Annotated in this window: 12 protein-coding genes; 9 read left to right on the top strand and 3 right to left on the bottom strand. The window is 62.5% G+C overall.

The features are described from left to right. From N826_RS31860 to N826_RS31900, 9 genes are all read left to right on the top strand, one after another. On the top strand, positions 1-2,246 hold a 2,246-nt coding region (locus N826_RS31860), incomplete at its 5' end, for a VirB4 family type IV secretion/conjugal transfer ATPase (RefSeq protein ID WP_044435729.1). Further along, positions 2,243-2,965, top strand: coding sequence for a type IV secretion system protein (locus tag N826_RS31865; RefSeq protein ID WP_044435731.1), 723 nt, complete (start codon positions 2,243-2,245; stop codon positions 2,963-2,965). The genes N826_RS31860 and N826_RS31865, both read left to right, overlap by 4 nt. Beyond that, complete coding sequence (locus N826_RS44475) at positions 2,962-3,255, top strand: EexN family lipoprotein (protein ID WP_044435733.1); 294 nt, start codon at positions 2,962-2,964, stop codon at positions 3,253-3,255. Before N826_RS31865 ends, N826_RS44475 begins: the two co-directional genes overlap by 4 nt. After that, entirely contained in the window at positions 3,245-4,174 is a 930-nt protein-coding gene (locus N826_RS31875; RefSeq protein WP_044435735.1) for a type IV secretion system protein, read from the top strand. Before N826_RS44475 ends, N826_RS31875 begins: the two co-directional genes overlap by 11 nt. Before the next feature lie 173 nt (positions 4,175-4,347). Beyond that, on the top strand, positions 4,348-5,121 hold the full coding sequence (locus tag N826_RS31880) for a type IV secretion system protein (protein ID WP_044435737.1): 774 nt from the start codon (positions 4,348-4,350) through the stop codon (positions 5,119-5,121). Then, positions 5,118-6,131, top strand: a complete 1,014-nt coding sequence (locus tag N826_RS31885) for a TrbG/VirB9 family P-type conjugative transfer protein (protein ID WP_044435739.1) — start codon at positions 5,118-5,120, stop codon at positions 6,129-6,131. Before N826_RS31880 ends, N826_RS31885 begins: the two co-directional genes overlap by 4 nt. Further along, positions 6,131-7,252, top strand: a complete 1,122-nt coding sequence (locus N826_RS40760; protein ID WP_052832414.1) for a TrbI/VirB10 family protein — start codon at positions 6,131-6,133, stop codon at positions 7,250-7,252. The genes N826_RS31885 and N826_RS40760 overlap by 1 nt, the downstream gene beginning before the upstream one ends. A gap of 23 nt (positions 7,253-7,275) precedes the next feature. Further along, positions 7,276-8,310, top strand: a complete 1,035-nt coding sequence (gene virB11 / locus N826_RS31895; RefSeq protein ID WP_044435741.1) for a P-type DNA transfer ATPase VirB11 — start codon at positions 7,276-7,278, stop codon at positions 8,308-8,310. Further along, positions 8,307-10,082 (top strand): type IV secretory system conjugative DNA transfer family protein, encoded by a 1,776-nt coding sequence (locus N826_RS31900; RefSeq protein ID WP_044435743.1) that lies wholly within the window; start codon positions 8,307-8,309, stop codon positions 10,080-10,082. Before virB11 ends, N826_RS31900 begins: the two co-directional genes overlap by 4 nt. Before the next feature lie 122 nt (positions 10,083-10,204). Here the strand turns inward: N826_RS31900 and N826_RS31905 are convergent, their stop codons facing one another. The 3 genes from N826_RS31905 to N826_RS31915 all read right to left on the bottom strand — a co-directional run bounded on the left by N826_RS31905 (position 10,205) and on the right by N826_RS31915 (position 12,891). Next, positions 10,205-10,696 (bottom strand): hypothetical protein, encoded by a 492-nt coding sequence (locus N826_RS31905; RefSeq protein WP_044435745.1) that lies wholly within the window; start codon positions 10,694-10,696, stop codon positions 10,205-10,207. A gap of 352 nt (positions 10,697-11,048) precedes the next feature. Continuing rightward, complete coding sequence (locus N826_RS31910) at positions 11,049-12,215, bottom strand: calcium-binding protein (protein ID WP_052832416.1); 1,167 nt, start codon at positions 12,213-12,215, stop codon at positions 11,049-11,051. Between the two features lie 277 nt (positions 12,216-12,492). After that, positions 12,493-12,891 (bottom strand): hypothetical protein, encoded by a 399-nt coding sequence (locus N826_RS31915; RefSeq protein WP_044435747.1) that lies wholly within the window; start codon positions 12,889-12,891, stop codon positions 12,493-12,495. Positions 12,892-12,908 lie beyond the last annotated feature (17 nt).

Below are 12,908 nucleotides of genomic sequence, written 5' to 3' on the forward strand. Positions count from 1 at the left end.
ACGGCAAGCCGCTGTCGCTGATGGACGATCCCCGGCGCTACGAGGAGCGTCGCCGCCGTCACGCCGTCATGCGGTCGCTGGCGGACAGCAACATCACGGTTTACGAGCACCATGTCTGCCACGACCGGGTGGAGCCGTTCCGCATCGGTGAGTTCCGGTCCAGGTTCTCGCGTGAGCTGGTCGAGGCCTATCACGCCGACATCGACAAGGCGGCGCTGGCGCGGGAATGGATCATCACGATCCTGGTACAGCCGAAGCTGATCGACCGCCTCACGAACCGCTTCTGGGGTGGCGCCGTCGAGGCCGACGACGTCCTTACCGAACAGGCCAACGACCGGATCCGGACACTGCTGGCCATGCTCCGCGAGTACAGCCCCACGCGGCTCGGCGTCCGGATCGACAACGGCGTTCCCTACAGTGAGATCGGCGAGGCCATGCGAATGGTCCTCTACGGCCGCCGGCAGCCGGTCCCGATGACACTCGGGACGATGGCAGGGGCGATCTATACCGACCGGGTCATCTGCGGCAAGCGCGGTTTCGAAGTGCTTCACCCCGGCCGCTCGACTTTCGGGATCATCTTCGGTTTCCGCGACTACCCGGAAATCGCCCGACCCGACATCCTGGACAAGGTTCTGACGTCCAAGTGTCGGGTCGTCATGACGAACTCGTTCGTCTACCGGTCCTCCGGCGCCGCATCCAATCGGATGTCGCTGAAGCAGCGCCGCATGAGCAATGCCGGCGATCGCGCCGTCTCTCTTCACGAAGGACTGCACGATGCGCTGGACGACGTCCAGTCCGGCCGCTCCGTCATGGGCGACCACCACTGGAGCCTCGCCGTTCACGCCGACAGCCTGCCCGACCTGAACAAGGCTGCCAGCGAGATCAAGAGCATCCTGACCAACACCAGCGTCACCGCCACCACCGAGGCGCTGGGGTGCTTCCCAGCCTACTGGTCGCAGATGCCCGGGGCGCCGGAGATCATAAAGGCCCGGCACGGCGACATCAAGCTGATCAACTTCTGCTCCTTCTCCTCGCTGGGCGGATTTCCCCGCGGCGAGAAGCGGCCCCACTGGGGGCGGCCGACGATCCGCCTGCGCACTCAGGGCAACACCGTCCACGATTTCTCGCCGCACTCCCGCCGCGTCGGACATACCGTCGGCATCGGCCCGACCGGCTACGGCAAGAGCACCACGTTCGGCCTGTTCGACTCCTGCCTGGAACAGAACCTCGTCCCGCACAACGGCGTGTCGATCATCCTCGACAAGGACGGATCGAACGAACTGAGCGTGCTGGCGCGCGGCGGCTACTATGTTCGCATCCGGCGCGGTCAGGAAAGCGGCATGGCTCCGCTGCGAGCACTGCCCAACACCGAGGACGCCCGTTCCTGGCTGGAAGAGTTCGTCAAGGGCCTGATCATGGCCGATGGTCGAGGAGAACCGCCGGCCGACCAGATCAGCCGCCTCCGCCACGCCATCGTCTATGTCATGCGCCGTCCCGCCGAACTCCGCTCACTCGCCGGGTTGCGCCAGTTTCTCGATCACGGCAACGACAGCACCGGCGCCCGGCTGGAGCAGTGGTGCCAGGGCGGTTCTCTTGGCTGGGCATTCGACGGCGAGCGGGACCTGATCCGCATGGATACGGGCGTGGTCGGCATCGACAACACCGAGATACTGCCCGACGACATGATCACGGTGCGGGCACCCGCCGCCGCCTATCAGCTTTTCCGCATCCGGGAGAAGGCGGGGCGCGGCGTGCGGGCCGCGGTCTATGTCGACGAGGCCGCTTCCTACCTGCCCGACGCCCGCTTCGCCGCCGGGTTCGACGCCTTCTCCCGCGAGCTGCGGAAGGGCAACGGCCTGCTGTGGATGATGATCCACCACCCGCAGGACTTCTCCGACCATCCCGTCGGCAAAGCGATCCTAGCGAACTCGCCGACCAAGCTGCTGTTCCCCAATCCTGGCCTTAACGAGGAGGTCTATCGCGACGTCCTCAAGTGCTCCGCCGGCGAGATCGACGCCATCCGCGAAGGGATGCTGGAGATGGGCGAGGGCACGTTCCTGGTGAAGCGGCCCAAGGGCACCTTCATCGCTCGCGCCCGCATCAATCAGCCTGAATTCATCGCCGTTCTCTCCTCCGACCCGAACCGGAGCGCCCTGTGGCACCGGATCGCGGCGGAGAAGAACACCACCGACCCGGATGTCATCTGGGCCGAATACCGCAACCGCTATCTGGAGGCCGAAGCATGAAAAAGCTTCTGTTGGTGACCGTCATGGCCGCCTCGATATCGACGGCGTCCGCGCCGGCTCACGCATTCGAGATCGTCTACGACCCGTCGCTCTGGATGCAGAACGTCATCCAGTACGTCAAAGAAGGCGCTCACTGGGTCGAGCAGATCGGCTGGTATAAGCGCCAGTACGACGTGGCCGACCGCACATGGAACGCGGTGTCCCATGTCACGGATCTCGGCAGCGCCGCCAGCGCGTTGGGCGGTCTGACCCGCAACTTCATGCCGGAAGCCAACGCCATCCCCGAACTGATGCGCGATGCCAGCAACCTGTGGGGAAGCGCCGGTTACTACAACTACAACGACATGTATTACGCCAGCAACGTACTCAACAAGTGGGGTGATCGCTGGACCGACGAAATGGAGCGCCGCATGGCGGTCACCAGCAACGCCAAGGCCATGGCGGAGGCGGGTGCCCTCAATGCCGAGGATCACGTCATGAAGCTGGACCTGCTGCGGGCACGGCTTGAGGCGGCGGTCGACGTCACCGAGGTCTCCGCTGTCAACGGGCTGATCGCCTTGGAGCAGCAGAACATGTCTGCCCATCAGATGCAGGTGCAGAACGTCGCCCTGCTGCTGGAGACCGACGAGCGGGTCACCCGCCAGCGCGAGGAACAGATCCAGCGTGAGAGCGCCGACCTGCTGTTCATGGCAACCTCGCCGATGAGTGACCTGCGATGATCGGCGGCGCGGCGTCTCTCCTGCTGGCTCTCGGTCTTGGCGGCGCGGCTGTGCCCGTCGCTGATTTCGACATCCCGTACTTTCTTGCCAACCCGAAGGTCCACGAGGAGATGCTGCGCCGCTGCCACAACGACGAACGTCTGGCGATGACTCTCGAATGTGAGAATGCGGAACGCGCGGGTACCCGCCGTATCGGCCGACCGCTGCCTCGCAACTTTGGGAAGGACTTTGGGAAGATCCCGTCCACCAAGCAGCCTCCGTTGCCGAGAGGAAAAGAACGTGGCGCTTGAGACTATCTTCTACAACTTCGCGACCGGGATGGACGAAGTCCTGGTCGCGGGGATGAATGACACCATCAACGCTGGCTTGGCCTGGGCGGCGGCACCGCTCCGCACTGCCCTTGCCCTCTACGTTATCGGCAATGCCCTGCTGATGATGTATGGCAAAATGGACGCCGGCGGCTTCCTGCACGCGGTCGTTCGGGCAATGGCAGTCGTCGCCATCCTCAAGGCGTCGAATTACAATTACTACGTGCGTGACCTGTTCTTCACCGACCTGCCGAACGCGATAGCGGCGGCGATGAACGGTCCTCGGGCCAGTGTAGACTCATCAAGGCAGTTCGACGCTCTGTGGGAAGCCGTCGCTCATGCCGTGGCCTTCATCAACGGCCAGTCAATGGGTATGTCAGGCCCCATTCTTCGCGCCGTCGTCTGGTTTTTCGCCTTTCTCGACCTGCTTGCCATCGGCGTGTGCTTCTTCATCTGGTACGTTTCCCGTGTATTCATGGCAATTACTCTTTGCATCGGGCCGTTCCTGATAATCCTGTACCTGTTCAGAGGAGCGAGGGAATACGTAAATCAATGGATCGGAAAATTAGTCGGTCTGATTGTGCTTCAGATTGGGACGTCAATTCTGACACGGTTTGTCATATTGCAAATATCGGATACACTAATAGCACTGGACCGGAACACCGGTACTTCCGTAGACGAGATGATTATTAACTTCGCTGGAGTAACGGGAATTTTCTTCCTCGCGGCGCTGATGATGTTCGTCCTGCCGCTGTGGCTGACCATCGGAAACGGCGCATCGGGCGTGGTCACTATGGTGACCGGGATGGCGGCAAGCGTGGGCTCGGCGGCTGCCTCAAGCACAGTGAAGGGCTCCGCGAAACTAGGACAGAAACTCGGCCAGTACACCGGCAGCCGGTAACAGGAGATCACGATGAACTGCGTTTCCCGCCTTCTTTTCAACCTGCTGATCCTCGGTGCGATCGTGGTCCTCCTAGCGGCCTGCGCATCCTCGGGGCCGAGCTCTGAACCCATCGCATGCCGGGGCACGGCCTTCTCGATCAACGCGCCATCACCCCAGACCGCAGGTGCCCAATGAACGCCATCAGCCGGCGGCCGGAGCCGCACGACGACGACAGGGTCGGCAGCATCATCATTCCCGCCGACGAACTGAGGCGGCTGTACGAGGAGCAGAAACAGGAACGTGCCCGCATCAGGCGCCGCGACCGCTTCAAGCGCGTGATCAGCGGCGGCACCATCGCCGGGCTCGTATTCATTGCCGCTGCCGAAGCCGCCTTCATCTCCTACCTTCTGCCGCTGAAGGAGATCATCCCGATCACGACCGTTGTCCGCGAGGACGGCACCACGACCACGGCCGTCAAGTGGGAGAGCCTGCCGAAGCCGGTCCGCGAAGACGCGACAGTCAACGTCGTGTGGAGCTATGTGCAGCAGCGCGAGAGCTGGTCGGCCGGTAACGCAGGCTGGGCGTGGACGATGGTCTCGGCCCTGTCGGCGCCGCGTGTCCGCGAGAGCTTCCAGAACTGGTATCGTGCCGACAACCCCCAAAGCCCGGCGCAGATTTACAAGGACATGACGGTCGAGGCGAATTTTGTCCGCTGGGAGCCGATCTGCCCGATCGAGACGGCCTGCATCTCCGACGGTCCTCCCGCCTACCGGGTGTGGTTCGACCGGGTCGAGACGCTGCCGGAAGGCAAGCGGATGCCGCCGGTCCGGTACGCCGCGACGGTTGCCATCAAGCGGAACGTCGAACTTCCCCAAGACCGGATCTGGCAGCGATGGACCTTCAATGCCCCGCAGATCCAGGTCATCGAGTACGCAGGCGCCCAGCGCGAAGGAGTCAGCAAGTGAACAAAGCATTCCTCATCGGTTCAGCCCTGGTGTTGGCGCTGATGTCCTCGACCGCCACCGCCGCCGAGGTCCCCAAGCCGTGCGGTCCCGATCCGCGCGAGCGCTGCATCGCCTACAATCCGAGCCAGATCGTCAGCCTGTTCCTGGTTCCCGGCGCAACGACCACCCTCCAGTTGCCCGACAACGAGGTGGTCTACAGCGTCGGCACATCGGACAACGAAATCATCAGCGGCAAGCCGCCGGCCGAACGGGTCGCCACCGGCCAGTCCTCCACCGCCGACGACAACCTCCAGGTCCACATGCCGGGCACCGATGCCAATCCGTCGAAGTTCCTGATGGTCAAGGCGCTACGCCACCTGGAGCCGCAGCCGTTCACCGTCATCGGCGTGTGGACGAACCCCGTCACCGGCAAGCAGGAACACCGCCGCCACTCCTTCGAACTCAGCACCATCCCCGGCGGTCCGCAGGCGCCCGATGCCTTCTTCTCTGTCGTCTTCTCCGATCCGGTCGCGTCGAAGATCCTCAAGGAAGCCGAGCGGAAGGAGCGGCAGCGGATATGGCAGGAAAAGCAGCAGAAGCTCCAGGCGCAGGCGGTAGCCGACCGGCTGACGCAGGTCCAGCAGTCCGTACTCTCCCGCAACGTGGCCTATGATGGTCAAGGCACCGAAGCCGACCGCGTGGCACTGGCACCGACGGCGCCGGCCGGGCTGGATGCGATGTGGGATGACGGGCAGCGGACCTTCCTTCGCTATCCCGGCAATCGCCCGGTACCTCTGGCCTACCAAGTCATGCCAGATGGAAGCGAAGCCCTCATCGGGCAAAACACGGTCGTAGACACCGCGACCAAGGGCAGCTTGCTGATCATCCACGGCGTCGTGCCCATGCTCCGGCTGCGCGACGGTAACTCCGTCCTGTGCATCACCAACAACGCCTACGACCCAGTCGGGCATCGGACGGGAACAGGCACCGTCGACCCCGGAGTCGTGCGACAGGTCAGGAGCGGCTCGTAATGTTCGGCAACAACATCACCCCCCAGACCGACGCCACGACGTCACAGATCGCCGGACCCAGGGAGAGCAGGAAGAAGAAACTGGGCAAGGCGCTGCTCGGCACCGTCACCATCGTCGCCGCCGGCTTCTTCATCCTGACCGACAGCCCACCGCCGCGGGTCGAAGCCGACCGCAGCACAGTCGCCCGCAATGGTGAAATCGGGGGCGCCTTTGCGCCGATCCCGCCATCGGCTCCACCGGTGACACCGGCTGCCGTGAGGCCGCCACCGCCACTGCCGCCATCAAGGCCGACGGGCATGGGCATGCCGACGATGCCCACCGTTCTGGCCCGACCGGTCGTCCGGCCGCCTATCTCGGCATTGCAGACGAGCGGAGGACTCAAGACCACCGCCACCAATTCCACCGCATCCCCGCAGTCTGCCGGCGGTGGCGTCGAGAGCATCTCCGCCATGAACGGCGGCGGCGGTAGCGACCGGCTGGACGAAGGTCTCGGCGCCGGCCGCGACGGCGGCACGGTTTCCGCCGCGATGCTGCCTGACCGCAACCTGTTCATGACGATGGGAACGCCAATCCCGTGCATCCTCGAGCAGCCCATCAATACCCAGGTCCCCGGCCCGTTCCGGTGCAAGGTTCGCGGTCCGGTCTACAGCACGTCCGGCGCGGTGCCGCTGCTGGACGATGGCACCTGGGCGTTCGGGCGTGTCGCCCAGCACCTGGAGCGCGGGATGGATCGCGCGTTCGCCGTGGTCACCCGGCTCGAGACGCCGCAGGGCTGCCTGATCAAGCTGCGGGCATCGTTGGGAGACCAGCTTGGAACCCCCGGCATCGACGGCGAGGTCGACACTCACTTCTTCGAACGGTTCCGCGGCGTCGCGATGATCGCCCTGCTTGATGCCGCCGGTCAGGCCGCCGCGATCGGCGCGTCGAACGCCATCGGCGCCGACAGCGGCATTTCCTTCAACCAGTTCCAGAGCGGTTCCAAGAACCTCGCCCAGGGCAGCTTCGGCGACGACATCAACATTCCCCCGACACTACGTCGGGCACAGGCACCGCAGGTGCTGATCATGGCCATGGACGACATCGACATGCGGCCGTGCTTCTCGCTGACGATGGCCCGATAACCCGATCGCCGAAGGATACGGACATGAACCATCACGCGGCTATCCCCCTGCTCGACTTCGCGCTCGCACCGTTCGCCGAGTTCATGGCCGACGATACGGTCGAGGACATCATCATGAACCGGCCCAATGAAGTGTTCGTCCGGCGTGGGGCGACGACGACGCGCCACGAGGTCGCGGTCGACTTCGTCGATCAGCAGGGCGTCGCCATCCTCGCCGCCGCCATCAAGGGCCAGAACGTGGGCAAACAAACGCCGCTGCTGTCGTGCGATCTGCCCGGCGGCACCCGCCTACAGGCCGTGCTCCCGCCCTGCGTCAACGACGGCAACGTGGCGCTGGCCATCAGGCGGGCGAAGAAGACGTCACCGACGCTTGACCAGCTCGCCGCCGGCGGCATCTTCTCCGGTGTGGAACCGCTGCGGGACGGCCTCTCTCGCGACGCCGAAGCGCTGGTCGCCCTCTACCATGAGGCATGCCGCGCCACCGGGCCCGATGAACGCCATCGCACATGGACCGCATTCCTGCGCGCCACGATGAAGGCACGGATGACGCATGTCCTGTGTGGCGAAGTCGGGTCAGGCAAGACCTTCTTCGGCATGGGGTTGGCCAACGAGATCCCGCTGGACGATCGGATCGTTACGGTCCAAGACAGTGACGAATGGAGTTCGCTGCCCCACCGGAACCGCACCGACCTGTTCTACAGCAAGGGAGGCCAGGGAGCCGCGCACGTCACGCCGAACGACTTAGTCGAGGCATCGCTGCGGCTTGCAATGAAATGGCTGCTGCTCCAGGAACTCCGCGGCGCGGAGGCATTCTCGTTCCTGCGGGCCCGCCGCTCCGGACATCCCGGCCTGACCACCTGCCACGCTTCCAACACGCGCGAAGTCTTCCCGACACTGGCGCTGATGGTCAAGCAGGCGCCGGCCGCATCCAGCATCGAGTTGGGTGACATCGAAGCATCGCTGAAGAGCCTGATCGACGTCGTCGTTCACTTCCACCGGCCCGAAGGACGCTTCGCCGTCTCCGAGGTGTGGTTCCGTCATGCGGATGTCGCGGCATGAGGAAGTTGAAGCTGATCCTGTCCGCCGGCGTCGCCCTCGCCGCCTTCACCTTCACCGCTTCCGCCGTCACCCTCTACGGTCTCGGCACGATCCGGCAAGCCGGCATCCCTACCGCTGAGTGGTGGAGCTATCTCTCCGCCACCATGCCCGATGCCTACACCCAGTCATGGGTGAACGAATGGCTGCTGTATGGAGCCGCCGCCGGCACCGGCGCCGCCGTTATGACCCTCTACCGCATCCTGGGCGACGGAACCACCCTGGTCAGCCGGGACGGCCGCGCGCTGTTCGGTAGTGCGAAATACGCAACCCCAAGACAGGGTCGAAAATCCGGACTGATCTACTCGTTCCGTCCCCGACCCGACTGCATCCTGCTCGGCCGCACAGCCGGGTTCATGGGGATGGGGAAGCGTTATGTCTGCCTTCCCGGTCCGGAACACGCACTGCTCTGCGCCAAGACCGGCAGCGGCAAGGGCGTCGCCTATGTCGTGCCGAACTGCTTCAACTACGCCGACAGCCTAGTCGTGCTCGACATCAAGCGCGAGAACTACACGCGGACGGCAGCGCATCGGGAAAACGTCCTCGGCCAAGACGTCTTCCTGTTCTCGCCCCTGGCCGAAGACGGCGCCACCCATTGCTGGAACCCGGTCGGCGGGATCGATGAGTCACAGCCCGACTACCTTTCCAAAATCCAGCGCCGGGCATTCAATCTGTTTCCCGATGTCGGCTCGGCCAACAAGAACAAGTTCTGGGTCGACAGCGCGCGGACCGCTTGGACAGGCATCGCGACGCTGATCAGCGAGACGCCGGGTATGGACCTGACACCGGCCGCCATCTTCCGCTTCTTCACGCGCGGCGACAGCGTGGAGACGATCGCCCGCATGGTCGAGGAGCGCCGGGCCACCGACCGGCCCTACACCCAGGACTGCGTCAACCTGCTCTCCGACTATCTGCGCGGCAACGAGGACATGGTCCAAGGCATCCGCAAGCAGGTCACATCGACCATGGGGATCTGGTTCAATCCAAAGGTCGTCGCGGCCACTGAGCGCAGCGATTTCGATCTGAGGGATCTGCGCCGGCGTAAGATGACCATCTACATCGGCGTGATGCCGTCCGACCTGGAGCAGCTCGGCTTCCTGCTGCGCCTGTTCTTCCTCCAGCTGTTCGACGCCTGCATGGACTCCCACCCGGATCACGACAGCACCATCACCCACCGGTGCCATGTCTTGATGGACGAGTTGACCGCCCTCCCCCCGATGCGGCCGATCGCCAAGGCCAACGGCTTCGCGCGGGGCTTCAGGTTGCACTTCAGCTTCGTCGTCCAGACCAAGACCGACCTGCGCGACGAGTACAAGGAAGACGGACTGGCCTCGCTATTGGGAAACCTCGGCGCGGAGATCGTCTTCGGCACCAACGACGATCTGCTGACGAAGGAGGTTAGCGAGCGAACCGGATACGACACCGTCGAGAACGTCAGCAGATCGACGCCGCGCTTCTTCGGATGGTTCAGGGCGAAAGAGCAGAACGAAAACACAGGCCAGGCCAAGCGTGCTCTGCTGCTCCCCCAAGAAGTCGCGACGCTTCCCGACAATGAAGAGATCATGTTCCGCAAGGGAGCGCCCGCGTTCCGGTTAAAGCGAAACTGCTGGTACGCCGATGCGAACTTCATGAACCTGGAGCAGACCCCGGTCGAACCGCCGGCCGTGACTTACAAGCTCGACCGCGACGACGGCTCGGTCAAGTTCCCGACGGAAAAGGCAGGAAAAGCAGCGTGACTCCCGCCGCCGCCGAAAACGCAGTAAATACTAGCGTGATTGGACAGCTCCCGCCTTTCTCGGAACAGCCGAAAACAGTCATTGAGGTAGATCGTTAAGCTGGTTGCTGGGTTTGGTTCGGCTCAAGGCATCTGGCCACGCCAGAATATCAGCAGCTTTTCCAGGAAGTCGCGGGCGGTGACCTTCTCGGTCCCAGAGCCGTCGGAGCGCGTGATATCGATCAGCAGGGTTGGCCCAAACTCGTCAGTAAATTCATCTGAAAAAGGGTTCACAACTGCTGTTTTTGCCCGATCGTCATTCGGAGCACCATCGGAACGTTTGAAATGTTTTGTCCCGTTCGCGATCTGGCGAGCGACATCGAAGTAGTCGATCTCCTCGTTGGTTGCAATCCCGTCGAGGACCCGCTTTATCATGCCAATACCGTCGTCCTTCTTCTCACTTTTTTTGCTCGAATAACGCCAGTCGATAAAATGGTAGGCGAAAGTCGTAGCAATCAGGAAAGCGGCTGAAGAGCACTTATTCTGAGGTTCCTTGGTCTCCAAGTAAGTTCTGAGAACGATCTTCTCGAAATATTCTTCCGGAGTCGCAATTTCGAAGGTGCCATGAAAAGTCATATCTACTCCGTTATATTCCCTTCAGGCCCGAAACGCAATTTCGGATCCACATCAAGCCCATTTTGGAAAATCCATTTAGCAAAATCAATGAACGACACCCGACGACGCACCTATAAGGAAGATAGAACCCTCGCCGGGTGGCATCTCCCGGCCGATCTTGAAGGAAGATCAGCCATGAGAGGCCGATAGGTTATGGGCTTGTGGGGGTCAACGGCCTTCCGTCCCATTCTCGCCCGGTTCAGCGATGACCCAACCGCGGCCATGATGACCGGGCTGCGAACGGGTCCCTCGAGAAGACCATGGACCTTGAACGTGGGCGACTTGGTCGTCCGCTCGTTGGCGGACTCGGCGGTCAGCCGAGGAGATAATAGTCGGGCGGCGGCAGCCCGATCGCGTCGACATCAAGGGTATGCATCACCTGCCCGGTCGCCGAGTCGCTGGTCGTGTAGATGGTGTGGCCGCTCTTCTCTACCTTGGTAGTTACATGACGGTCGGATAGGTCCCAATCAGGCCCTGACCCATAATCCTCGTTGTTGAATTGGATACGATCTCCCTGAGCCATGCTGAAGCCCTTGACCGTGTCATGCCCGGAGAAGAAGCCGACTCGATGGAGGAACTGGAAACGATCAGCCCCGCCTCCTCCGTCAAAGACCTGATCGCCGGCACCGCCTTCAAGATAATCGGTGTGGGAGCTTCCCGTCACCTTCATGCTCGTTCCGGCAGATAGAGCCAGCGGGTTGCTGTTCGATGCGACTCGGACCTCTTCAATGCTGAGAACATTGCCGAACCACAAACCACTGGGTTCGACATGGTCGGCGACAATACCGATGAAGCCGCGCTGCGTAGCGCTGTTTAGGTCGAGATAGACGGTCTGCGCTCCGTCTTGGTCGAAGGGACCGCCCTGAACATCGAGGACGAGGGTGTCGTACCCGGCGCCACCATCCAGAAGACCGGTATCATTCGGGAGTGGGTCTGTCGCTCTGGCGGTGAAGACCAGCGTGTCGTTGCCGGCTTCCCCCATGACGTTGTTGTTTCCTGATCCGCCGGAGAGATAGTCGTTCCCGTCACCACCCCGCAGTCGATCATGGCCGACCCCACCGAGGATCTTGTCGTTGCCTAACCCGCCGACGAGATAGTCGTCGCCGCTTCCACCGTCGAGATCATCGTCGTTGGCGTCTCCGAACAGGGCATCAATGCCGTCACCTCCGCGAAGGCGATCAATGCCGTTGCCTCCATACAGACCATCGTCGCCGCTTCCTCCTTCCAGGTAGTCGTCGCCGTCTTCGCCTCGCAACGTGTCACTTCCCGCTGCGCCAAACAGAGCGTCGACTCCAGCCCCGCCGTAGATCAGGTCGTTGCCGTTCTCTCCATACAGGCCGTCATTGCCGGCATCGCCGTACAGTGTATCGTTGCCATCGTGGCCATAGAGGCTATCGTCACCTCCATTGCCGCGCGCTGTATCGGCTGAGCTGGTACCGTACCAAACGTTGCGGGCCGAGGTACCGTTATAGGTTGCCATTGAAGTGGGTCCTGTATCAGAAGCATGGGCTCGAAGTATCAAGGAACCTACAGGAACAACACACATTCTGTGTTGACTCGATAAGACAGTATCAAAAGAGACGTTTGTTGCGCTGCACTAAGTCGCAGACCGCAACGTATTATCTGTAACCCGCCACTGGTCGGCATTCCTCTCCGATGATGGCTTAAAGAGGGGCTTGTGCGTGGTTCAAAACAGGCTGTAGGAATGCTTTACCTCGACCGTGGGCGAGCTGGTCGCCACTCGTTGGTGGCCTCGACTATCTCACTACCTGACGCCGGCCGATAGCTTCGCTGGGTACATAGACCAAGGCTGTCTCGTTACCCTTGAGCTTGATGCGAACCTCGGTTACAGCGAAACCGCTATCGGTCACTACGCCGGTAATCTGGTCGCTTGTCCGGTAGCAGCCGATCGAGGCCAGCATGTCGATCTGCTTGGCCTTCACGATGGCATAGGACTCGCTCAAGGCCTTTTCCGACACACACATCAGGTAGCCGTTTTTCAGAACTCCGGCCCCTTGGATGTTTTCGGTCCTGAGACGTGGCTGTTCCGGTTCCCGTGGCTTCGGCTCCCAGCCGATCAACTCGCCCACGGCCACCATGCCCACCATGACGATGCCAACACCGATTAGGCCGCGGGTATGTCTGGAGACTGCCATCACCGGCCATCCTGATC

Source organism: Skermanella aerolata KACC 11604, assembly GCF_000936425.1.
Taxonomy (GTDB): domain Bacteria; phylum Pseudomonadota; class Alphaproteobacteria; order Azospirillales; family Azospirillaceae; genus Skermanella; species Skermanella aerolata.